Here is a 22,633-nt window from a genome sequence, read left to right as displayed (position 1 = left end):
GATTTTTAAAAGGATTGAATGATGACGCTAACTGAATTTAACGCCTTACCAAAAGAAGACGCTATGGCGGCGCTCTACGGTTGTTGCCATTGCCAATCCTGGGCAAAACATGTGGCTGAACGGCGCCCCTTTGCTAATTTGGAAAAACTATTGACCACTGCCAATTGTTTTTGGACGGGTGTGGAGGAAAAGGAAATTCTTGAGGCTTTTTCCGGCCATGCGCGCATTGGCGATATCGAGTTACTCCGCTCCCGTTATGCGGGGCGTGCCACGCAAGAGCAGGGTCAGGTGTTGCAGGCGAGTGAAGCGGTTATTCAGGCGCTGTATCAGCTCAATAAGGAATATGAAGCAAAAAACGGTTTTATTTTTATTGTTTGCGCGAGCGGTAAATCGGCAGAAGAAATGTTGCGTTTACTTCAGGACAGAATTGATAACCCGCGTGAAGTGGAATTACAAAATGGCGCCTGTGAGCAGGGGGAGATTACACGTTTGCGCATCGCCAAATTAATTGATGGTTAATAAATGATTGACGGAAAAAGATTATGAAAAAAGCAGCTATCACCACCCACATTTTAAATTTGGACGCAGGCAAGCCTGCTGCCGATGTGCGGGTTACTTTGCATCGTCTGGACACCAATCTGCCCATTGCCAGCGCCACAACCGATGCTGATGGTCGCATCATGCACTGGGAAAATGATTTCACATTACAAGCTGGTTCCTATCTGTTGTATTTCGCCATCGGCGATTGGTACCTGCAACAGGGGAAAAACAGCTTTTATCCGGAAATTCAAATCAGTTTTCAGGTGGTTAATGTGCACGAGCATTATCACGTACCGCTACTGCTGAATGCTTATGGCTATTCAACCTATCGCGGCAGCTAGATTGATGATGGGAATCGTCACTCCTGCGAAAACAGGAGTCCAAGTTGTTGACAGTTATGGATACCCGCGTTCGCGGGTATGACGAAGTAAATATTTTAAGTTCTAAGGCTGGTTATGACTGCTTCTGATGTAAGTGCATTTCGCACGCGAATTTTACATTTTACTGATGTGCCTGATCCGCTTACGGGTGCGGGGATGGAATACTTTGACGATGGCGTGTTGCTGGTGGAAAACGGACGCATCAAAGCGCTGGGTAGTGCCGAGGATATGGCGCGGCAGGGGCTGGATTTGCAGCAGTGCCGCCATACGCCCGAGTACTTATTGATGCCGGGGTTTATCGACAGCCATATTCACTATCCGCAAACCAGCGTGATTGCCTCTTACGGCGAACAGTTATTGGATTGGCTGAATAACTACACCTTTCCGACGGAATTGCAATTTTCTGATCCTGATTTTGCTGCTGTTGCTGCCGATGCCTTCTTAAAATTCCTGTTACAAAATGGCACCACTACGGCGATGGTGTATACCACAGTGTTCGCCCAATCAACGCATGCATTTTTTTCAGCCGCCGAAAAAATGAATATGCGGATGATTGCCGGCAAAGTGATGATGGATCGCCATGCGCCTGCAGAATTATTGGATACCCCGGCAAGCAGTAATGCCGATTGCCGTGAATTAATTGAGCTATGGCATAACAACGGGCGTTTGCAGTACGCATTGACACCGCGTTTTGCACCCACTAGTTCACCTGAACAATTAGCAGTAACGGGACAGTTGTATCGCGATTATCCCGGCATTTATTTGCAAACCCATCTCTCGGAAAACCAACAGGAAATCGCCTGGATAAAATCACTTTATCCGGGCGCGCGCGATTACCTGGATGTCTATGACTATTACGGTTTGCTGGGGCCGCGCAGTGTATTTGGCCACGGTATCCATTTAAGTGATGCAGAAGTTGTGCGCATGGTGCAGACACAATCCGGTGTTGCATTTTGCCCTACATCCAATTTATTTCTCGGCAGTGGCCTGCTGAATATGGCGCGCTTGGAGGCCGCAGGAATTCCCGTAAGCCTGGCTACCGATATTGGTGGTGGCACCAGTTTTTCGCAATTGCGCACCCTTGCCGAAGCCTACAAGGTATTGCAACTGCAAGGGCAATGTTTGCATCCGTTAAAAGGGTTTTATATGGCTACATTGGGTAATGCACGCGCCCTGCAATTGGATCATTGCATCGGCAATTTTGAAAAGGGAAAGGAAGCAGATTTTATTCTTATCAATTTGGGTGCAACACCTTTACAAGCGCTGCGGCAATCAACCGCGCAGAGCTTATCGGAAAAACTCTTTGCATTAATGACTTTGGGCGATGAGCACAATATCGCGCGCGCTTATATCATGGGTAAGCTGGCGTTTCGCCGCACCGATAGCACACAGGGAGCATTAGTATGGATGGATTAATTAACCCGCTGGTGCTGGAGTGGTTGAACCTCGCCTTTCGCTGGTTTCATGTGGTCGCTGGCATTGCCTGGATAGGTGCATCATTTTATTTTATCTGGTTGGATTTAAGTTTGCGCACACCGCCGCAATGGAAAACGGATCAAGGGGTGAAAGGGGATTTGTGGGCAATTCACGGCGGTGGAATTTATGAGGTCGCCAAATACCAATTGCGTCCGCCCGAAATGCCGGTGAAATTGCATTGGTTCAAGTGGGAGGCTTACAGCACCTGGCTGAGCGGTACAGGTTTATTAATTTTAATGTACTACCTGCAAGCGCAAACCTATTTGGTGGGTCACAACACGCTGATTCAATCGTCGGGGTTGGCGGTGGTCGCCAGCATAGCGTTTATTCTCGGTGGGCAATTGGTTTATGAATTACTATTGCGCACACCTTTAGTAAAACGTGGTTTGGTTATCGCCGTCGCACTGCTGGTTATTATTAGCTTGGCGAGTTATATCGCACATCAATTATTTTCAGCGCGTGCAGCGTATTTACATGTGGGGGCGATGATTGCGACCTGGATGGCCGGTAATGTGTTTTGGGGGATTATGCCGGCACAGCGTAAATTTGTTGCCGCCGTCAGTAATAATGAAGCGCCGGATACTTGCGCCATGGCATTTGCAAAGTTGCGCTCTACGCACAATAACTATTTAACCTTGCCGGTTATTTTTTGCATGCTCAGCAACCACTATTCATTTCTCTATAGTCACGCTTATTCGTGGTTGGTGTTGGTGGGAATTGGTGTATGTTTGGCGTGGGGGCGACACTTTTTTAACCTTAAACATTTGGGTTATGTGAAGCCAATCATTTTAGTGACCAGTTTACTTGGGATTATTGTAATAGCTGTGTTGATGTCGATCACATCGACAAACACCAGTGCAGTTGGTGGTGGCAGTGCTATTCAAAAAACCGCAGAAACCGCTTCAATAGAGACTGCAAAAATCACCCAGCTCATTCAGGTGCACTGTACTAATTGCCATGCAGCTACACCATCGCAACCCGGTTTCGCAGCAGCACCAGCCGGTTTGATTATTGATTCTGCAACTGGCCTTGCGGTACAAAAAATTCGCGCCTTGCCCGCATTACAATCTGGTTATATGCCGCTTGGCAATTTTCACCAGATGACTGAGCTTGAACGCAAAACATTAATTGACTGGCTCAGTGCGCAATAATATTTTTGTAAGGAAAAAATGATGGCTGCCTATGTGATTGTCGATATAGAAGTGCACAATCCGGAAAACTATAAAGAGTATCTCGCTAAAATAACGCCCACTGTTGCTGCCTGTAACGGCCGCTATCTAGTGCGCGGTGCACAGACACAAGTGGTCAGTGGTAATTGGCAACCTAAACGCTTGGTGGTGATGGAATTTCCCGATCTTGCTATCGCCAACCACTGGGCGACTTGTGCTGAATATGCGCCCATCCATGCGCTGCGCAATGCCAATGCCAGTGCGAATATGATTATTGTGGAGGGGAGTGTGGATTTCACTGCAAGCTGAGTAACCCTTCTCATTTAGATCTCACCGCACTTGTTACCATCTTGGCACTGAATAGATTCCAAGGTGTCGCAATGAATTTCTCATCACTAATAGTGCGGTTGTTTTCTTTTTTTATATTATTAACGCTTATATCTTGCGGTGGTTCGGGGGGCGGTTCCAATACTCCCGCATCATCGAGGCCAGCGTCATCCGCCGCGAGTATTGTGCCTTCCAGTGCAACCCTGTCGAGTCAGCCACCTGGCAGTATGAGTTCAGCTAGTAGCATCCCGTCTTCATCTTCAGCATCATCAATTATTTCTCTTACAGCGCCGCAAAACATTTCAGCTGTTCCCGCAAATGGCTCGGTGACGCTCACCTGGAATCCAGTGGTTGGTGCAACTGGTTACAATATTTACTACGCATCTGAAGCGAATATTTTAATTGCTAATATCGCCAGTTTTGATGATGGCACCCGTCTGCAAAATGTTACATCACCGCGTGTGATTAGTTCATTGCGCAACGATGAGACTTATTATTTCGTGGTCACAGCGGTAAGTGCGGGCGCAGAAAGTGTGGCGAGCAGTGAAGTCAGTGCAACACCGTCACTCATTGATTTAGCTAAACAGCCGACAGCGCAAGAAGTGTTGGTAGTTGAGTTGGTAAACCGTGCGCGCGCCAATCCGGAGGCCGAAGCTACACGTTTGGGGATTGGTTTAAATGATGGCATTACCGGAACGCCCATTACCGCTGCTGCCAAACAGCCACTCGCACACAATTTATTGTTAATTGATTCGGCGCGCATCCATTCGCAGTGGATGTTGGATGCGGATATTTTTTCGCACACAGGTAACAATAATAGTAGCGCTACTGAGCGGATGATTGCTGCGGGTTATGTTTTTTCGGGTAGTTGGACAAGCGGCGAAAATATCGCCTGGGGTGGTACTACCGGTGCGAGTATTAATTTAACCAGTTATGCCGTTTCGCAACACGAAGGTTTATTTAAATCGCCGGGCCATAGAGTCAATATCCTGAATGGCAATTTTCGCGAATTGGGAGTTGGGCAGAAACAGGGATATTTTTTATCGAATGGCACTAATTATTTATCCTCCATGTTAACGCAGAACTTTGCCCGCTCCGGTTCCAGTTATTATTTAACTGGCGTTGTGTATAGCGATAACAATAACAATGATTTTTACGATGTGGGTGAAGGTATGAGTGGTGTCACCATTAGTTTCAATGGCAAATCTTATCCGGTTTACGCGACCGGTGCCTATACGATTCCGGTCAGCAATGGTACTTACAATCTGACGATCACCGGTGATTCATTGGGCGCTGCGGTTTATCATACATTGCAGGTCAACAGCGCCAATGAAAAGGTTGATGTTATAAAAAGCGGTAATGCAATTGATGTGGTTAATTGGTAAGGATCGGTTGCTTTATTGTTTAATCAACCGTTCAATCAATTCCCAATGCTGCGGGAATTTTTCCTTCAGCAATTCGTATGTCCCCAACGTCATATCCGCATAATCAAATCCTGGTGACACCGCTTCGCTGATCAAACCGTAGCCGTGTTCGCCTGCTAATAATTCCGATGATTTCCAAATGCCGCCTTTCACTGTGAGTTGTAACAATTCCCCTTTGGTGACATCGCTGCCCATAATCACTTGTTCGAGTTTGCCGTCGGGATAAATCAGTGTGTAACGGATCGGATCGCCCATGTGGTAGTAGTGGACTATGTCGGATTTGTTGAGATGAAAATGGCCGATAGGCGATTGACTGGTCAGCATATAAAAAATCGAGGTGAGGATAAAACGCTCGCCCTTGTCGGTAGACAGTTTTGCGTAGTCATTGGCTTGATAGGTGCGACGGAAAAATCCACCTTCAAGATGGCCGGAGAGATTTAATGCTTTGGCAACCTCTTCTGCACTGGGTTTGGTGGTGTTCATAGTGTTGTTAGTGCTCGCGTTTTGCAGTGTTGTACTGGTGGAACTGCAGGCTAACAAAAAGCAGAATGATGCTGTAATAAAAAGGTGCGGAAAATGGTTAATTCTCATTGTGATTGCTCATCTCTGTGCAGTGTATTGAATGACATTGGGCGCGTGTCAGTGTTGGCGATGTTAAAAAAGCTGACCACAGAATCACATCAAATTTAGTGCCATTAATTTCAATAAAACCTGCGCAAAAAAAGGAGCGGGCGAACCCGCTCAAGTGGGGCACTCATGAGAACAACACGAACCCGGTTAACAACCTAATTGGCTTTTCAGGCCGCCATAACTCCGTTCAACCGGAGCTTGAATTGTTGTGGATAAAGTGGGCATCACGTTGATGCCTGCACGCAGTTCAACTTCATCGATAGTCACTTCTTTGCTGCAGAAATTATCGGCGCGCGCAGAGTCTTGTTCCATGATGAAGGCCGACGCTTTTACTGTGCCGCTGATAACGGCGATGACCACTTTGTAATAGCCGGACGGAATGATGTGCGATTCATCGGCACCCGGCAGTGAGCCGAAATACCATTCATACAGTGGGCCGGTGACGACAAAAACGGGTTGGCCGCTGCGCGCAATAACACGCTCGGCATTTTCCAATCGCTCCCAAGGGCCTTGATTCAATTCAGCGGCTTGTGGGGTGATGTTGGATAAATAATTGGTGGTCGCCCAATCGGCGGTATTGCTAAAGGCTGCGAGAGGAACTTGATGGCCGCGGTCGGTACCCAGTTGTGCGGCGGCGTTGGTGTAATCAGCGGGTTCAAGGGTATTGGCGGCGGTGATGCTCGGGTCGGCTTTCCAGGTGCGGGTGCGCGAGGGGCCATCAATGGTAGCTGATGTCACTTGATATGCAGCCCAATCGGCGAACTTGGTGGTGGCGTTATTGCTGATGGTGTAGATCGAACGGGTGACGACTTGACCGGATTTTCCGGTGGGGCAGCCGTAAACGCAGTTGGCGGCTTGGGTGGTGGCAGAGCAGAGTGCGGCGAACGCGATTAAACCAAGGGCGAGCTTTTTCATAACACGTAACTCCTTATATCAGCGGATTAATAAAGGTTGCATTGGTGGGTTAATAACGGTGGAACAGGTGAAAAGCCCGGAATTGAGCGCGAGCTTGCCCAAACCCTTTTGCCAGGAGGCAAAAGGGCGGGAGCTGCGTTCGTTAACGGGAAAGCGAGGTAGGGTTAGAAGCTGTAGCTGACGCCCAACTTCAAGCGCCACACCGATTCTTCTGGCACGTACTCAGTCCAGTTTTTGGTGTTGGTGCCGTTGAAGCGCACGTCGTATTGGTATTGGCCGGTGATGGCGTTTACGTCGTAATCCCACAATGTTTGCTGTGGGAACTCCATGCGGCGTACCTGGCCTTTGCTGCTGTCGAGCAGGTTGAGCAAGTTGTCGATGGTGAAGTAGATGGTGCCCTTATGGCCGTCCGCAAAACCGGGGATATCTTGCTGGATGCTTAAATCCAGGTCGGTCACCCAGGGTTGGGTAGCGATGTTTTTAGGTACATATCCGCCTGCGTAACCCTCAACACCCGCGCCTTTGATAACGTCCAACATGGCGGCGTATTTTTGTTCGGGGGTTGTTGCACCCGGCCAGTCACTGCCCGCCCAATCGATATTAGGGTCGTTGGGGCCGGTGGGAATGTAGGGCAGGTAGGCATCGCTGCTTTGGAATTCGCGCTGATCGCCCAGGTCGTTGTCGTTAAACGAATCCAGCGCCCAGCTCAACGGGCGACCGGAACGGCGTTCAAAGGCGAGGTTGATGCGTGTTTCATTGTCGCCAAACCAGTTGGCGGTATAACCCAGGTTGAGCACAACACGGTGTTCAATTTCGTAGTTACTGGTGCCCACCAATTCTTCGTTGCGGTTGATGGTCATGTTGAAGTTGTAGTTGGAGGCGGCGGTGGAGTTGGTGCCCGGGTTGACCTCGGTTACGTCTTGATGGGTGTAGGCCGCGAACATATTTACGCCGTTGTCCCAATCCTTACTGATGTTGGTGGTCCAGATGATGCTGCGGCCATCTTTGTCGGCATTGGTGAGCATGATGTCGGAAATTTCCGCCAGGTTGCCTGTGTATCTACTGCGATAAATGATGCGTTTACCGTCGGCAGTGCGCCGTGCTTCCTCGCGCGAGGTGTCCACCCAGAAGGAGGAGTTCTCCTTGTCGATATAGTTGAGCTCGGTGCTCCACAGGTAGCCATCACCCAGGTAGGGAATGTTCAGCTCCTGATCCCAGCCCAATTGGTAGCGCCAATCCGATTCCAGCTCATAGTCCGGATCGACATAGGCGGTGCTGCCAGCGCCTCTGACCAGTGAGGCTTCGACCGAGTCGGGTACTTGAGTGAAATCGACATTAGCGGGAATAGCTATCGCAGCGTTGGTGGCACTGTTAGGTGCAGCCACAGCGGTCATGCCATCGGCAGTGAAGGAGTTGGCGACCCAGACGTTGGGTTTGCCACCGCTAAAACGGCCGATACCACCGCGCAGGGTCATGGTCTCGTTCAAGTCCCAGTTAAAGTTGATCCTTGGCAGGATGATGTCCAGTCCGTCCAGGTTTTCGGTATTGGTGTAACCGTAGCTGGTCATAAAGCGTGGGTTTTCGGCGGGTACATCATCGGATGCGATCTGCTCATAGCGCAGGCCGAAGGTGAGTAACAAATCCGGTGTGACTGTCCAGCTATCTTCCCCATAAAGCGCGTGGGTAGTGCGTTCCGCTTCATAGGCCAGATCTTCGGCATTATTGGTATAGGCGTTGCGGTAGGTGAGCTGGGAAGGTTTTTTGGCCGCAAAATCGGCGAGGCTTCTGAACACCCAGGTGCCTGAGGTGTGTTGGCCAAACAGGTTGTAGTAGGTCACGCTCTGGCCCTGATAGCCAAAACGCAGTTCGTGGTCACCCATCAAATAGGTGCCATCCAGATGCAATTGCAAGGTTTGGGTGTCGGCGACATTGGCGTGGCGCGCGGCATCGGTACCAAACACTATGGCGTTGCTGCCGATATTGACCGTTACCTGACCCAGGTCAGTTTTCTTCTGTGAATCCGTTGTCAGGTCTTTGTAGGACAAGCCAATCGCGGTGCTAAATGCATCAGTCCAGTCAGAGAAAACATGGGTACTGTAGGTGTCCGATACTGTCTTGATGGTGAAAAAGTTGGAGTCCATGCGCAACTGGAAGGCTTGGTCCGGGCTGTTGCGATCCAGTTCGTTATCCTGCCGCTGGTAGCTGAAATCCATGCGGTGTGCATCGCTCAGGTTTACATCAAACTTGACCAGCAGTTTTTCGTCGCGCTCACCCACGCCACCAGCGACCGAATCGGTCAGGCCGTAGACGTCGTTCAGTGTCTGCAAAAACTGCGCATAGTCAGCCGGTGTGACATTGCTGGTGTTGGCGCCCGAGCCATTTACACCAAAGAGTGCGGAGTTGTCCTGCTCCAGACTTTCGTAAGAGACAAAATAAAACGCTTTGTCCTGCAGAATCGGGCCGCCGAGTGTAAGCCCCATAGAGTTTTCTTCGCCCAGATCCAGATCACCGGTTTCAGGGTCGCCTGAAAGGCTGTCGTTAGTGCCGTCAGCACGTATCGAGCCATGTAAATCATTGGTGCCGGACTTGGTTACCACATTCACCAAACCGCCAGAGAAACCACCCACTTTTGCGGTAAAGGGCGCGGTGTTGACGCTGATTTGGCTTACCGCATCGAGTGATACGGGTGGGCGCGAGCTTGGGTAGCCGCCAAGGTTGAGGCCAAAGTCATCGTTCTGGCCCATACCGTCCACGGTGATGTTGTTAAAGCGCGGGTTGCTACCGGCGATGCTCAGCTGGCCATCCTGGATAACGACCAGCGGGTTGCTGCGGATAATGTCTTTAATATCGCGCCCGAATGCCGGGGTATTGTTGATGTCATCCTCACTGAATACCGAGCTGGCGCCCTTGGTGCTGGAGGGGATGACGGTGCCGATCACGACCACTTCTTCCAGATCGCTGGCATCAAGGGTTTCGAGGGTTTGGTCGAGGCGCAGGGTCTTGCCCAATTGCAGAAACAAATCGCGCATTTCCGCGTCGCGGTAGCTATCGGAATCGATGGTGATTTTGTAAGGGCCGCCGATGCGCAGGCCTTTCATGGAATAGCTACCGGCGCTGTTGGTTTTCACTTCGCTGACAGTGCCGGACGGCTCGTGCAAAACGATGATGCGAGTGTCAGCAGCGGGTGAACCATCTGGTGCGGTGATCTTGCCCAGGATCGCCGAGCTGGTGTCCTGGCCATGGGCGTAACCGGAAATACCGGCGGCAATCGCCAGGCAGAGTGTGCTTCTTTTCATGAGCGGTTTCATAGTGTGTTCCCTAAGCAATGGTAATGATGTGGTGAATAACGGTGCTCGCTACCGAGCTATGGTTGTGCGGCCAAAGGCCTTATGGTTTTGTCGCCAAGGCCGTCAGACCCGGCTTGGCTCTGGGGTCATAAATACTGTTGAGCAAACCGGCGAGGCGAATGCCCGCTTGCAACAAACGCTGTTGGGCGATGGGGAGCTGCTGGTAGATGTAGCTGTAACTCAGGTCAGGGCTGGCGTTGTTGATGGGTGCGGCGCCCTGGTAAAGCCCCTCGCTCAGCGCCATGGATTCTTTCAACCAATCGGCGGGGGTACTGGTCAGGTAGGTTTTGATGAGCTGTTTATCCTGCGTATCAATAAACGCGGCGTACTCGGTAAAACTCAGGTTTTGCGATTCGAGCAAATCCGTATCCCAGAGCGAATGCAGGTTGGTCGGCTTGCCAAAAAATTTCACTTCAACCAAATTGCCGCCGCGATCTTCCGCATGGCCTGCATGCATCGGCTGGTGAATATCGCCGACCAGATGCACCAGAAAACGCAAGTAAAACTGGCGCTCGGCGAGCGGGGTATTTTTATCTTTTAAAGCGGCGATGCAGCGCAGAATGCCGCCGTAAATATCTTTCACGTCGTCTTTTGATTGCGGCGTGTGGTAGTGCTCTGCATCAAATTTGTCTGGCTCAGCCACATTGATGTAGTGCCAGCGCGAGGAGTGTTTTTGCCAGAACTCAGCCGGGTCAGAGCGCATCTCATCTGCCCAGGTGCCAACTTCAGGCAGCAGGTCGCCAGCTAGCAAGGGCAGCAGTGCCTTTTGGGTTTTTTTGGTCAGGTGCTCATTGGCTATCTGGCCAACTATTCGGTGGCCGTTCTGGCCCCAGGCCAACACCTGCACACTGGTGGTGATTAACAACAGGCCGCAGACAAATTGCGCAATCTTCATAACAAACTCCGGAAATCCAAAACGGTTCAACACCACTTGTGTTGGGCTTATCTTCAAACTTGCGTCACGTGCTAGAAAGCATTTATCCAAATTCAAAGTTACTGGTTAATAAATCTTTAACATCAATTGGTTACCGTTAATAAGTAAGCTTATTCAAGGCGATAAATCCGGTTTGTGGGGGTGTGGAACGGCAGCAGGAGCTATGCCACAGCCTGATAAATCTAAAAAATCACAGGGAATTAGTGCAGGACTCGGCGTTTTTTCGCCAATCTGGCGCGTGCTTGATCTGCTTTGGTGCGCTGGGCGGCCAGACAGAACATTAAGTGGTGAGAAATTAATATTTGTCCGGTTGGACAGGGATTTATTGCGGCGGGATTTACCCCGAGATATCAGAAAAAATGCATTCTTGTGAATGAATTCAGGGAGTTTGTGAAGCAAATAAGGGATTAACAGCAAAATCAGACAAGTGGTTGCGATTTGCTGCGCCAAAGGTACGGATATTGCAAAAATACTGCTGCCGAAAATATCAAAAAACTCAGCAGATATTCTCTTAAAGTAAGCTGGTAAAGGTTGCGGCATACCAGATATGGGCACTCTGAAAACATCATGAACGACTTAAAACTATTTGCACCTATCAGCTTTCCCTTCACGCTATTTTTTTTGGCGGTGTTAGCTATGTGGTTTGTGGGCAAAAATAGCCAGGCAAAGCTCGACTACCATTTGCCATCATTAATTGAAGACAGCTACACCTGCACGGCGGGGAGTAACTCGTCCGCTGAAAAATTAACGGTCTATATGAACACGCAAGTGGTTGCGCGCAACCTCGCCAATTTATTGTGTGGCGATCCGGTTGTGCAGCGGCAGTATCATCAAGTGCAAGCTTATTGGGGCACCGGCGATGTTTCCGATATTACCTTTATCGGCAAAGGCATCGGCGATTTGGTCAACACCAAAGATAATATTGTGCAAGCCTTCGATGCAGAAAATACTCACGGCTACAAACGCCTCGCGAGTTATTCGCAGTATCAAGCCTATTTAATCGGGCGCGATGAAAAACCAATTTTAACGCGTGAATATTTACTCGGCCGCCGCATTGGTTTACTCGATTATCCCTCAAGCCGTTCCGGCCACATTATTCCCATGCATTTATTACGCGAATTGGGTTTGCGCGAAGAACATGTGTCCATTGTTTACAGCCACAACCACACGGGCCTGCGCGAATTACTCGCGAGCGGCAAAGTAGATATGATCGCCAGTTACTGGGCGGCGGAAGACGCTGAGCGTTTTTCCGAAAATTATATTCAAGCCATCGGCAATAGCGATATTCGCGGCAGCAGTTGGTATTTGAAAATGAATGGGCGCAACACGGATTTGTTCTGTGCCTTGCAAGCTACTCTGGGTCACCTTGCGCAACAGCAACAGTCCACCTATTTTGGTGAACTCAGTTTTGCTGAAGGTTGCCCGCAACCCATAGTGGAACGTTAATGCATACGCTGCCTATCAATCACCTGGGCATGAAATTGCCAGGGTTTAAACAACTGCGTCTGTCTTCGCTTAAAAAGACGCTCAATTATTATCATCTCTTATTATTTGTCGGCGCATTTTGTGCGCTGCAACTGGCGTATTTTTTTGGTATGTCGCTGCAGCGCGATTTTAATATAGAGCGCAGTATTCTCGCCGTTGAAAATCGCGTATCACTGGATCTGCCGCGCCTGTCGCTGCCTAATCCTAGTTTGAATATCGCAGGTAATCCGGCGCAGGTGCGCGAATACCTGCAAAAACTGAATGCATTGTTGATTGAACAAAATTTGTCGGTACGCGTAAGCAGCTTGCAGCAGTTTGATGCTCAGTCACAGTTGGATTCTGCCAGTGAAAACTCACACGCGCACAGGTTTATTGAGCGCCAGCTGCAATTGCCAGGGCAAATTATCAGTTTGAAATTAGCGATATGCCAGCCGACATTGTGGCAGAGTGCATCGATCTATCCGTTACTGTCGTCGCTATTACTGGTGTTTTTATTATCGCCTTATTTGCAACGAAAACCCGCCCCCGTTGTAACGAATGTTGCGGCCAGCCAAACCCGTCAAGTTGGATTGGTGTTGGATTTGGAAAATAAATGCATTGCAGTGCGCGGCACCGATTATAAAGTTGAACTCGCCAATAAACCGTTGTGCTTCTATGCTGCATTGTTGAATTATTGCCAGCAGCATCCGGGCGTACGTTTATGTCAGCACGCTATCTTGCCGGATGAATTACTAACACTGGCCAATCAATATTTTATGCGTCTCGTCGTGCTCGGCCACACCATCCGCAAGCGCCCGGATTTTGATGCGAACCTTGAGAAAATGCTAAGCGAAATTCGCGCAGCATTGGATGAATTATTTATCGACCATCCGGAAAGTAAAACGCTGTTTTATCCACCCAAAGCGCTCGGCGAAGGCTCCCGCTCAAAAATGCATAATTTTGCTTTGAGTCGTTTAGGTGAAGCGGAGTGGGAAATTAAGGGTAGATAAAAATACCTCATAGACATAAGTGTGTGTATTAATAATGGATCTGCATGCCTGAGAATGTATATATCAACAACATTCGCTGGTCTGGCCGGGTTTGCCTATGGATTCCTGCGTTCGCAGGAATGACAAATTACCCCACATAGTACTTATTCGTCATACCCGCGAACGCGGGTATCCATAAAACTAAAACCCCTTCAGCTGTTTTAATTTCAATTTAGTCACTTCACTCGCCGGTTTGGCGTAATCGTGATTAAACAGCGCCGCTTCCCATGAACCATAAACTGGGTTGGGAATTAAAAACCATTTTGTACCCCACGCGCTCTGGCCGTTTTTAGCCAGTTCGACACGTGTTTCCGGCGAGCTTTTTGCACCCGAGACAAAATCGCCAAAGTCATCGCCGATCAGCGCGATAATACGAAAATCTTTACTTACGAAAGTGCGCCTTGCGCCTTTATCGGAAGAACTCCAGCGGTTTTCGTTTTTGGTCAGCACTACATCTATATCATCGCGCAGTGGCAAATTTTGCTGTAGCAAATTTTTGCGCGTGTCCTGCTCCTGGCTTGCTTCGCGGTTGGTGACATAAAAAATGGTCACGCCCTGTGAATCGGCAAAATCCAAAAAGGCTTTCGCGCCTGGCAGCGGTTGGGCGGTGGCAAGCTGCGTCCATTTGTCCCAGGCTTCTTGGGTGAAAATGGCATTGTCTTTAATTAATTGCGCTTGGAACGGCGAGTTATCCAGCACAGTTTCATCAATATCCAAAATAATCGCTGGAGGTAAATTTTGGTAATCGCCCGTTTGTTCTTGCGCAGCAGTCCAATTTTTATCGGCCAAACCTTTGCCTAACATGCTGGTGGCTTGGGCGTAAGCACTTTGGGTGAGGGCGTAATATTCAGCCGAGGTTTGCATCCACAATACTGCGTTAAGTCGCTCGTAAGTGGGTTGTGCCTGCGCGTTGTTTTTTGTGTCGATGGAACCGCAGGCGCTAATGCAACAGGCACCGGCCAACAGGCTGATTTGGCATAGATTTTTTAACGAAGTAGTCGGCATAATTTTCTCATTGTCAGGTTGCTTACAAGGGTTTGTGTTCGTAATTGTTTGTCTTTGTTAAGCGTTGAGTGCCCTTGTGTACCATTTTTATATAAAGATAATTAATCAGTAAGCAGAATTATTTTCTGCATCAAGAGGGTGAATGGTGCTCGTGCCAATGCTGCGCAATTGCATCGCGGCGGCATACCCATACATCATTGTGCCGCAAAATATATTGGATAAATCGTTCCAGCGCTTGAATGCGCCCCGGTCTGCCGATAATGCGGCAGTGCAAACCTATGTTCAGCATCTTGGGCGCAAATTCACCTTCGGCATAGAGCGTATCAAAACTGTCTTTGAGATAGGTAAAAAATTGGTCGCCACAATTAAATCCCTGCGCCGCCGCAAAACGCATATCGTTGCTGTCGAGCGTGTAGGGAATAATTAAATGTGGTTTGCCGTTATTGATATGCGTATATTCCTGCGTCCAGTAAGGTAAATCGTCGGCGTAAGAATCCGAGTCATATAAAAAACCGCCTTGTTCGATGACCAATTTGCGCGTGTTAGGGCTGTCGCGGCCGGTGTACCAACCGAGAGGGTGCGATCCGGTAACGCGCGTGTGTATCTCAATCGCCGTGCGAATATGTTCGCGCTCGATGTCTTCTGGCATAAATTGGTGATCAATCCAGCGGTAGCCATGGCTGGCAATTTCCCAGCCGGATTCAAGCATTGCTTCGACTGCATCCGGATTGCGCTCCAAGGCCATAGCGACACCGTAAATTGTTACCGGCAATTGGTATTTATTGAATAATCGGTGCAGCCGCCAAAAGCCCGCGCGGCTGCCGTATTCATAGAGCGATTCCATACTCATATGGCGCGCTTCAAAGGCGCGTGCGCCGATAATTTCAGACAAAAAAGTTTCCGATGCAGCATCGCCATGCAGCACGCAATTTTCTGCACCCTCTTCGTAATTAATCACAAACTGCACGGCAATTCGCGCGCTGCCCGGCCAATTGGCTTTGGGGGGATTCCTGCCGTAGCCGAGCAGGTCGCGTGGATAGGGTGCTGGGTTGTTGTTATCGCTCATGTGCTTTACCGCTAATAAAAGTGTGCTTAACAAAACTTTAATAAATACCGGGGTTTTGTCAAAGCATCATCAAATTCTGTGCCATCGTTCAAGGTTAGTGTTTTCCGCAATATCGCCCTGCAAGCCGCAATATTACTGGGCAAAAAAGCCTGGCTTGCACCAGATTAAAACAAATCCCGTCCATTTGGACAGGATATTGCCAAGGCTAATCCGCTATTGGCGCGGAATCGCACCCACTGGTATCACAATTGCATTAGCCCCTCTGTCTTACTCCTCCCTCGTAAACAACTTCCTGGATTTTCAGAGACTCTGCTTATGTTATTGCCCAGTATTCAGACCCTTTTCCGCGCAGGGTGCCGCGCCGCACTTGTTGTAATTGTTATCGCTGGTTATTTGATGGCTGCCTGGAGTGTAGCTGCTCCTGCAGCAAGCCCCGCAATCGGTTCTGCGACCAGCAGCGATTGGTTCGAAAAATTCAAAGCCACTGCCAGCGATGAAGATTTGTACCGCTTTTTATATGCGATGCCTAAAGGCGGTGATTTGCACAACCATATCAGCGGCTCGGTGATGTCCGGTTGGTGGTATGAGGTTGCACTCGCGCAAAAAGAATATGGCTATCGGTTTTACACCAAAGTGCGCATTAATAATTGCCGCGATTTCGCCGACAACAATTTCGGTTATCGCCCTTATTTGATGTTGTTCAACAATGTTATGGAATCTACCTATAACCAATTGCCCGAGTGTGAAAAAGCAGAATACAAACGCTTGGAAGACCTGGACGAAAAAGAAAAAGCGGGTTGGGTCAATAGCGTAACCCTGAGCCATGACCATGAAGGACGCGATGAATTTTTTCAAACCCATTGGCAGCGTTTGGATCAATTGCTTTACAGTCCGTACCTGATTGCAGAAATTCTCTATAAAAATATGGAGGCCTTTGGCGAGGAAGGTTTGATTTATTTGGAGACCATGCTGGAGGCGGGCGGTTATCTTAAACCTGACGGCAGCCCGGTCAGTGAGGACGAAGCAGTCGCTATATTTCGCAAACGGCTTGCACAGGCTGATGCAAAAAAAACCGGCGTTACTGTGCGCTTTCAGGATTCCATCTTGCGTTTTGTTCCCAGCGCTGAAGCACAGTTGCGCGCATCTTACGACATAGTCTCGCGCCATCGCGATTTGTATGTGGCGGTGAATATGGTAGGGCGTGAGGATAACGATAAAGGTTATCCGCTGCGTTTTACCCAAACCCTGCGCGAGCTGCGCCACAAATATAACAACGTGCGACTGTCGGTGCATGCTGGCGAAGTAGACGAACCCAATTCCCATATCCGCGATACTTTAATGCTCGGTGCAGATCGCATTGGCCACGGTGTGAATTTAATTAGCGATCCGGAATTGCTGCGCGAAATGCGCCACGGCCCCTATCTGGTGGAAATCAATTTAATTTCCAATTTGTTGCTCGAATATGTCAGCGATTATGCGCAGCATCCCTTCCCGGAATATTTACGTTTGGGAATCCCAGTTGCGCTCTCAACTGATGATCGCGGCATGTGGGATTCCAATATCACTGACGAATTTTTTGTTGCAGTAAAAGAATTTAATTTGTCTTGGGATGAATTGTTGCTGCTCAGTCGCAACTCGCTGCAATACAGTTTTGTGGAGGAGGATGTAAAAGCGCAGCTGTTAAAAACCTATAACGCGCGCGTTGATGCTTTTCAAAAGTCGTTTGCGAAAAATGGTGTTGGCAGTTTGAAAAATACCAAGCCTATTTCTTATGGCTTTACCTGCAAGCGTTATTCCCTCTGTAATTTCCACTAAGCAAGCGGGGGTGCAACATATTGGTTCAAGTGTGCGTGCATGGCGCATTATTTTGCATCAATACCCCTGTGCCCCGATCTACTCCAAGCGCCTTTTTGAGAGTGTAATTTTTCAATATATAAACGATTGAACTGTATTTTGTATTAGTTAAATAATTGAAAAATAAGGAAATTAATATGTATTTTTTAAAGAGTTAACCATTTAGACAGGAAATGGCACAGCGCTTGCAATTTCTCGCACAGCTTTCCTGATACATATTATTAGACACCCTTGGAGTGCACTTGCTATGACCATACACAAACGTTTTATTCGCAATAAACTCGCGTTACTGATCAGCATGGGTTGTGTCGTTGCAGCGCCAGCGTGGTCAGCTGAAGAGGTGGCGGCGCAAGCTGTTGCACCCATAGCTGCAGCAGGTGCGGTGGAAGAAACCCTGGTGATCGGTGACACCATGGGCTTGATGACCAAACAAGGTAAATCTGCTTTTGGTTTTAACAAGACCATTGTAGAAACCCCGCGTAGTTTGACTACAGTGAGCGCCGACATGATGGAGGCCTACAACATCAGCGATATTGATGATCTGGTGTTGGTTTCTCCTGGTGCTTTCACTCAATCGTTTTTTGGTGTTGCTGGTTCTTTAGATGTGCGCGGAACTCCGGGCGAAGTGTATTTTCGCGGTATGCGCCGCGTAAACAACCCTGGCAACTATCCAACGCCTATTGGTGCGTCTGATCGTATTGATATCGTACGCGGCCCTGCATCTCCCATATTCGGTCCATCAAAAATCGGTGGTTACCTCAACTTTGAACCCAAGTCTGCTCGCGCTGAATCAGGTCAATATCTCGATAAGCCAGAAGGTCAATTCTCGGTAACGCGCGGTAGTTGGGATAAGAATATTGTGACTGCAGAAGTTGGTGGCCCAGCATCTGTAGGAGAAAAAGATTTGGGCTATTACGTTTACGCTGAAACGGAAAACTCCGGCAGTTATTACGAAAATTCAGGTACTGACCAGAATGTTTTGCAGGCTGCGTTTAATATGGAGCTGTCTCCTTCTACCCGTATTGAATTCGGTGGGATGTATCACGAATTTGATGGCAATCAGGTGGCGGGTTGGAACCGCGTAACTCAAGATCTGATTGACCATGGTACTTACATTACAGGGTCACCTACCTCAGTTGATACCGACGGCGATGGTTTTAATTCACCGGATGAATACACGGCTTGGAAAGGTACTTTTGTCAAAGGCAATTTCTTTATGCCTGGAGTCCCTTTTACTGTGGCGCTAGACGAGGCTACCGATGCCCAGATGGATCCTGCTTGGGCGCTGCAAAATGTTGGTACGGCGAAATTGGATGGCAGTCAAACATTAGTAGCACCGGATGACAAGCTTGTGACCACTGTGGGCACGCTTTTCTTCGATACAATTCACGAAGCCTCAGACGCTCTCACCATCACCAATAAATTCTTCTATGAAGAATTAGAGAATATTAACGAAAATGCCTACGGCTTTTCGCAATTTGTTGATACCTATGTGGTTGAAGATCAAGTGGTGTTTGCATTCGATATGGATCATACGGATTGGCTAAAAGCCAGCTACCAAGTATCGCCCAGTATTCGCTACACCGATTTCAAACAAGGCGATGATTTTGATTTCGAATACTTTGATCGTCGCGATTTAACGGGTACATCAACTGGTCTGGATCGCAAACTGTTAGCAACTCGCACTGATTCGGATTATGCCAATTATGTAGTGGGTGATTTTACTGATTACGGTTTTGCGATTTTGGCGGATTACACTATTGCCGAAAATCTGGGCGTCTTGCTGGGTGGACGCTATGATCTGATCGATATGACGTCAACACGTGTTGGTTCAAAGTTGTATGTACCCACTGCTGACTTTACTGCGGAAGACTCTGTTGATGGTGGTTCATGGACAATGAGCGTGTCCTACCAGCTACCCTATGGTTTTATTCCTTACGCCACTCGTTCAACGCAATCCACAATCGTAATGGGGCAGGGTTCAGAAATTTCTCCCGGTTTGATCGAAAATGCTGACGGTACTAAGGCGGGTAATGCGCTTGCGGATTCGACGCTGAAAGAGGTTGGTGTAAAGGGTAATTTCTTCGATGATCGCTTGTATGCTTCTGCAGCTTACTTTGATCAAACCCGTACCAATTTTAGTGCGCAGGATTTGGTGAGTAACAATACAACACAGAGTGAGGGTTATGAGCTGGAAGCACGCTTGTTAATCACCGAAGATTTCACCATCACTACAGCCTTAACGCATTTGGAAATTACTAACCTGACAGCGTTGGATGGTGGCAGCCAATTTGGTTTTGCAGGTGCTGGTGATTTGGTCAATGTTACTGACCCGTCATTGTTTTACGGCTATGTCATGCAGGGTTTAACACCCGTTAGCAGCGAAGAAGATGCTAAAAAATCGGGTATTCCAGAAAACATGATGAGTGTGACTGGTGCTTACAATTTTGGCGATGGTTACAGCTTTACCGCTAGTGCGGTGCACGCTGATTCAACTTACTCTGGTTTCTCCCGTGCCATTAAATTGCCGTCTTACACCTTATTTAACGCTGGCATTTCCTACAGCACCGATGCCTGGTCTGTTAGTTTGCAAGGCAAAAACCTGACGAACGAACGCTACTTCCGTGCAAACTTCCCGGATCTTTTTGGTAGCACCATTGTGTTGCCAGAATTGCCGCGCAGCTTTGTCGGTAAGGTGACCTTCAAGTTCTAGGTTGATATTTGATTTATCACCTAAATGTTGCGCGCAGGCCATTGTCGATTCAATGGCCTGCGCCTACTAAAACGACAGGGTCATCCAATGTTTATTCGCACACTAAAAAATATCACTGCAATAGTTTTATTTTTCTCATGGTTTTCATCTGTTGCTGCCGGGGCAGCGCAAATTCCTGAAGGAACGCCCAAGGCGCGTATTGCCGTATTGGGTGGGACTTTTTTAAATGACATTATTTTTTCCAGCAAACTGATCAAAAAAGAGTTCACCATCGAAACCAAATTAGGCACTTCACCTAAAATTTATTACGCCGAATATGAAGGTATCCCGTTTTATTACGTGCATGCCCACGGCGAGGGTAAGTGGTTGGAGACTTGGGTAGCGCTCTATGATTTAGGTGTGGAAGAAGCGATCGGCGGTGCGACTGCCGGTGGCATCAATCCCAAGATGGGCGTTTATGATTACGTGATCCCCGATGATTTTATCGATATGAATGTGGATCGTGCGCTCGGATTTCCGCCAGAAATTTATCGCGACCCCAACGCCATTCCGCTGCCGCGTTTTACGCCGGCGATGGACACGGATATTCGCAACATCCTGCTTGCTGAAACCAAAAAAGCATTTAGCAGTAATAGCGATTTTAAAAAGCACAAGGTGCACGACGGTGGTGTGATTGTGCAGGCACGCGGTGGTCGGTTTGAATCAGTGGCAGAAATTAAAGCCTTTGCCCAGTGGGGCGGCGATGTGGTGACCATGAATGTGCCGAGCGAAATTGTTTATGCGCGTCAGCTGGGAATCAATTACGCAGCGATTATTGTGATTTCCAATCCGGCTGAAGGCGTAGGTAAGTGGGATTTTTCGCTGATGGAAGAATTGTATCCACGCATAAATCCACTCAGTTTGAAAATTGTTCTGGCATCGCTTAAACCAATTGCGGCGCTGCAAGGTAAGCCGCGCGTGTCAGATGGATTGATTAACCATCCCGAGATGACCTCCAAAAAGAAAGAGAAATAATTGCCACGCGCAAGGGAATCTCTGAAAGATACACTTTTCGTCATACCCGCGAACGCGGGTATCCATAGCAATCAAAATAGTGGACTCCTGCGTTCGCAGGAGTGACGAATAATTCAGAGCTTTTCTCGTTATTGTTAACTGAATTTATGACAGGATTTTTCCAATGCAAAAATGTAAACCGGGTTTATTGTCTGTTGCGCTGCTCTCGTTAATGTCGGCAGGTTTAATGACGGGTTGTGAAAAGCCTGCGACTGAAGTGGCTGCTACGCCAGCAGCGAGTGTGCAAGCACCGGCGCCAATTAAAGTGAAATTTGTTGTTGTTACCATGTTTGAAATTGGTGAAGACTCGGGAGATAAAGCCGGTGAATTCCAACTGTGGAAAGAGCGGCAAAAACTCGATACTAAATTTGAATTTCCCAATTCTTATCACGATATCTACATGAATATGGAAACTGGTGTGATGGGGATTGTGACCGGTATAGGCACTGCACATTCTACGGCGGCGACTATGGCGTTAGGTATGGACCCGCGTTTTGATTTTTCTGATGCCTATTGGTTGGTGGCAGGTATTGCGGGTATCGACCCGGAAGATGCGTCCATCGGCTCGGCCGCATGGGCAGAATATTTGGTTGACGGCGACCTCGCGCATGAAATTGATGCGCGTGAAATTCCCGCGGATTGGGAGACAGGTTATTTTGCGCGTTATACATCCAAGCCCTACGACCCGAAAAAACCGGCTCCCACCGGTGAAATGTTGCGTGTGAATCCTGATTTGACCGAGTGGGCATTTCAATTAACGAAAGATATTCAACTGCCCGATATTGAAAGCCTTGAAGCTACGCGCAAACTTTATGTAAATCACCCGAATGCGCAACGCAAACCTTTTGTGTTGAAAGGTGACCAGCTCGCGGCCATGACGTTTTGGCATGGCGAAATTATGAATACCTGGGCGAACAAATGGACGGATTACTGGACTGAAGGCAAAGGTGAGTTCGTGACTTCAGCGATGGAAGATACAGGTACTTATTTGTCGCTTACTTATTTGCACAATATCGGCAAAGTGGATAAAAACCGCGTGCTGGTGTTGCGCACTGGCAGCAATTACACCATGCCACCACCGGGTGTTACCGCAGCAGAAAACCTCCTCGCTGAAAATGAAGGCTATGCTGGATTAGATGCTTCGTTAGAATCGGCTTACATTGTCGGTACGGCGGTGATGGATAAAATTCTCGGCAATTGGGACGTTTACAAAGATAAGGTTCCGGTGCCGGCGGATTTGAAATAGTTGGTTTATTCAGTGCGCGGTCTTGGAGGGATTTCGGTGTT

At 48.4% G+C, this 22,633-nt stretch carries 19 protein-coding genes; 12 read left to right on the top strand and 7 right to left on the bottom strand.

All coding sequences use genetic code 11. From position 1 onward, the window contains the following. Positions 1 to 18 precede the first annotated feature (18 nt). The 6 genes from uraD to J2X05_RS12785 all read left to right on the top strand — a co-directional run bounded on the left by uraD (position 19) and on the right by J2X05_RS12785 (position 5,277). Positions 19 to 519 (top strand): 2-oxo-4-hydroxy-4-carboxy-5-ureidoimidazoline decarboxylase, encoded by a 501-nt coding sequence (uraD, locus tag J2X05_RS12810; RefSeq protein WP_310073028.1) that lies wholly within the window; start codon positions 19 to 21, stop codon positions 517 to 519. Between the two features lie 23 nt (positions 520 to 542). Next, the gene (gene uraH, locus J2X05_RS12805) at positions 543 to 881 is read left to right on the top strand and encodes a hydroxyisourate hydrolase (RefSeq protein WP_310073025.1); all 339 of its coding nucleotides are present in this window, start codon (positions 543 to 545) and stop codon (positions 879 to 881) included. A gap of 114 nt (positions 882 to 995) precedes the next feature. Continuing rightward, positions 996 to 2,336, top strand: coding sequence for a guanine deaminase (gene guaD / locus J2X05_RS12800; protein WP_310073023.1), 1,341 nt, complete (start codon positions 996 to 998; stop codon positions 2,334 to 2,336). Beyond that, entirely contained in the window at positions 2,324 to 3,547 is a 1,224-nt protein-coding gene (locus J2X05_RS12795) for a urate hydroxylase PuuD (RefSeq protein WP_310073020.1), read from the top strand. The genes guaD and J2X05_RS12795 overlap by 13 nt, the downstream gene beginning before the upstream one ends. Before the next feature lie 18 nt (positions 3,548 to 3,565). Then, entirely contained in the window at positions 3,566 to 3,874 is a 309-nt protein-coding gene (locus J2X05_RS12790) for a DUF1330 domain-containing protein (RefSeq protein WP_310073019.1), read from the top strand. A 71-nt stretch (positions 3,875 to 3,945) separates the two neighbouring features. Continuing rightward, complete coding sequence (locus tag J2X05_RS12785; RefSeq protein WP_310073018.1) at positions 3,946 to 5,277, top strand: CAP domain-containing protein; 1,332 nt, start codon at positions 3,946 to 3,948, stop codon at positions 5,275 to 5,277. Positions 5,278 to 5,289: 12 nt separating this feature from the next. Here J2X05_RS12785 and J2X05_RS12780 read toward each other — a convergent pair whose 3' ends face one another. From J2X05_RS12780 to J2X05_RS12760, 5 genes are all read right to left on the bottom strand, one after another. Next, complete coding sequence (locus J2X05_RS12780) at positions 5,290 to 5,799, bottom strand: cupin domain-containing protein (protein WP_310073016.1); 510 nt, start codon at positions 5,797 to 5,799, stop codon at positions 5,290 to 5,292. Positions 5,800 to 6,093: 294 nt separating this feature from the next. Next, on the bottom strand, positions 6,094 to 6,861 hold the full coding sequence (locus J2X05_RS12775; RefSeq protein WP_310073014.1) for a DNA/RNA non-specific endonuclease: 768 nt from the start codon (positions 6,859 to 6,861) through the stop codon (positions 6,094 to 6,096). 164 nt (positions 6,862 to 7,025) lie between these two features. Then, on the bottom strand, positions 7,026 to 10,169 hold the full coding sequence (locus J2X05_RS12770; RefSeq protein WP_310073013.1) for a TonB-dependent receptor: 3,144 nt from the start codon (positions 10,167 to 10,169) through the stop codon (positions 7,026 to 7,028). A gap of 79 nt (positions 10,170 to 10,248) precedes the next feature. Next, positions 10,249 to 11,103 (bottom strand): S1/P1 nuclease, encoded by an 855-nt coding sequence (locus J2X05_RS12765; RefSeq protein WP_310073011.1) that lies wholly within the window; start codon positions 11,101 to 11,103, stop codon positions 10,249 to 10,251. Between the two features lie 153 nt (positions 11,104 to 11,256). Beyond that, complete coding sequence (locus tag J2X05_RS12760) at positions 11,257 to 11,682, bottom strand: hypothetical protein (RefSeq protein WP_310073009.1); 426 nt, start codon at positions 11,680 to 11,682, stop codon at positions 11,257 to 11,259. A gap of 27 nt (positions 11,683 to 11,709) precedes the next feature. On the opposite strand from J2X05_RS12760, the gene J2X05_RS12755 reads away from it, so the two are divergent. Together J2X05_RS12755 and J2X05_RS12750 are read left to right on the top strand one after the other, a co-directional pair. After that, the gene (locus J2X05_RS12755; RefSeq protein ID WP_310073007.1) at positions 11,710 to 12,588 is read left to right on the top strand and encodes a PhnD/SsuA/transferrin family substrate-binding protein; all 879 of its coding nucleotides are present in this window, start codon (positions 11,710 to 11,712) and stop codon (positions 12,586 to 12,588) included. Further along, positions 12,588 to 13,616, top strand: coding sequence for a hypothetical protein (locus J2X05_RS12750; RefSeq protein ID WP_310073005.1), 1,029 nt, complete (start codon positions 12,588 to 12,590; stop codon positions 13,614 to 13,616). The genes J2X05_RS12755 and J2X05_RS12750 overlap by 1 nt, the downstream gene beginning before the upstream one ends. Before the next feature lie 180 nt (positions 13,617 to 13,796). Here the strand turns inward: J2X05_RS12750 and J2X05_RS12745 are convergent, their stop codons facing one another. Continuing rightward, entirely contained in the window at positions 13,797 to 14,660 is an 864-nt protein-coding gene (locus J2X05_RS12745) for a 5'-nucleotidase, lipoprotein e(P4) family (RefSeq protein WP_310073003.1), read from the bottom strand. 130 nt (positions 14,661 to 14,790) lie between these two features. Continuing rightward, positions 14,791 to 15,726, bottom strand: coding sequence for an allantoinase PuuE (gene puuE / locus J2X05_RS12740; RefSeq protein ID WP_310073001.1), 936 nt, complete (start codon positions 15,724 to 15,726; stop codon positions 14,791 to 14,793). A gap of 315 nt (positions 15,727 to 16,041) precedes the next feature. Between puuE and J2X05_RS12735 the strand changes: the two genes are divergently transcribed. From J2X05_RS12735 to J2X05_RS12720, 4 genes are all read left to right on the top strand, one after another. Then, positions 16,042 to 17,541: an adenosine deaminase family protein gene (locus tag J2X05_RS12735; RefSeq protein ID WP_310072999.1), complete on the top strand. Its 1,500-nt coding sequence runs from the start codon at positions 16,042 to 16,044 to the stop codon at positions 17,539 to 17,541. A gap of 286 nt (positions 17,542 to 17,827) precedes the next feature. Beyond that, positions 17,828 to 20,293: a TonB-dependent siderophore receptor gene (locus tag J2X05_RS12730; protein ID WP_310072997.1), complete on the top strand. Its 2,466-nt coding sequence runs from the start codon at positions 17,828 to 17,830 to the stop codon at positions 20,291 to 20,293. 87 nt (positions 20,294 to 20,380) lie between these two features. Further along, the gene (locus tag J2X05_RS12725; RefSeq protein ID WP_310072995.1) at positions 20,381 to 21,307 is read left to right on the top strand and encodes a phosphorylase family protein; all 927 of its coding nucleotides are present in this window, start codon (positions 20,381 to 20,383) and stop codon (positions 21,305 to 21,307) included. A 226-nt stretch (positions 21,308 to 21,533) separates the two neighbouring features. Beyond that, positions 21,534 to 22,592, top strand: a complete 1,059-nt coding sequence (locus tag J2X05_RS12720) for a purine nucleoside permease (RefSeq protein ID WP_374725275.1) — start codon at positions 21,534 to 21,536, stop codon at positions 22,590 to 22,592. Positions 22,593 to 22,633 lie beyond the last annotated feature (41 nt).

This window comes from Cellvibrio fibrivorans (genome assembly GCF_031457055.1).
Taxonomy (GTDB): Bacteria; Pseudomonadota; Gammaproteobacteria; order Pseudomonadales; family Cellvibrionaceae; genus Cellvibrio; species Cellvibrio fibrivorans.
The sequence above is the reverse complement of the archived record's forward strand: the minus strand, read 5'-3'. Positions and strand labels throughout refer to the sequence as shown.

Bases quoted from the DNA above. Each gene is read 5' to 3' on its own strand.
- uraH (WP_310073025.1), top strand. From the start codon at position 543: ATGAAAAAAGCAGCTATCACCACCCACATTTTAAATTTGGACGCAGGC.
- uraD (WP_310073028.1), top strand. From the start codon at position 19: ATGATGACGCTAACTGAATTTAACGCCTTACCAAAAGAAGACGCTATG.
- J2X05_RS12750 (WP_310073005.1), top strand. From the start codon at position 12,588: ATGCATACGCTGCCTATCAATCACCTGGGCATGAAATTGCCAGGGTTT.
- J2X05_RS12735 (WP_310072999.1), top strand. From the start codon at position 16,042: ATGTTATTGCCCAGTATTCAGACCCTTTTCCGCGCAGGGTGCCGCGCC.
- J2X05_RS12790 (WP_310073019.1), top strand. From the start codon at position 3,566: ATGATGGCTGCCTATGTGATTGTCGATATAGAAGTGCACAATCCGGAA.
- J2X05_RS12765 (WP_310073011.1), bottom strand. From the start codon at position 11,103: ATGAAGATTGCGCAATTTGTCTGCGGCCTGTTGTTAATCACCACCAGT.
- J2X05_RS12760 (WP_310073009.1), bottom strand. From the start codon at position 11,682: ATGCCGCAACCTTTACCAGCTTACTTTAAGAGAATATCTGCTGAGTTT.
- J2X05_RS12770 (WP_310073013.1), bottom strand. From the start codon at position 10,169: ATGAAACCGCTCATGAAAAGAAGCACACTCTGCCTGGCGATTGCCGCC.
- guaD (WP_310073023.1), top strand. From the start codon at position 996: ATGACTGCTTCTGATGTAAGTGCATTTCGCACGCGAATTTTACATTTT.
- puuE (WP_310073001.1), bottom strand. From the start codon at position 15,726: ATGAGCGATAACAACAACCCAGCACCCTATCCACGCGACCTGCTCGGC.
- J2X05_RS12775 (WP_310073014.1), bottom strand. From the start codon at position 6,861: ATGAAAAAGCTCGCCCTTGGTTTAATCGCGTTCGCCGCACTCTGCTCT.
- J2X05_RS12730 (WP_310072997.1), top strand. From the start codon at position 17,828: ATGACCATACACAAACGTTTTATTCGCAATAAACTCGCGTTACTGATC.
- J2X05_RS12725 (WP_310072995.1), top strand. From the start codon at position 20,381: ATGTTTATTCGCACACTAAAAAATATCACTGCAATAGTTTTATTTTTC.
- J2X05_RS12745 (WP_310073003.1), bottom strand. From the start codon at position 14,660: ATGCCGACTACTTCGTTAAAAAATCTATGCCAAATCAGCCTGTTGGCC.
- J2X05_RS12795 (WP_310073020.1), top strand. From the start codon at position 2,324: ATGGATGGATTAATTAACCCGCTGGTGCTGGAGTGGTTGAACCTCGCC.
- J2X05_RS12785 (WP_310073018.1), top strand. From the start codon at position 3,946: ATGAATTTCTCATCACTAATAGTGCGGTTGTTTTCTTTTTTTATATTA.
- J2X05_RS12780 (WP_310073016.1), bottom strand. From the start codon at position 5,799: ATGAACACCACCAAACCCAGTGCAGAAGAGGTTGCCAAAGCATTAAAT.
- J2X05_RS12720 (WP_374725275.1), top strand. From the start codon at position 21,534: ATGACGGGTTGTGAAAAGCCTGCGACTGAAGTGGCTGCTACGCCAGCA.
- J2X05_RS12755 (WP_310073007.1), top strand. From the start codon at position 11,710: ATGAACGACTTAAAACTATTTGCACCTATCAGCTTTCCCTTCACGCTA.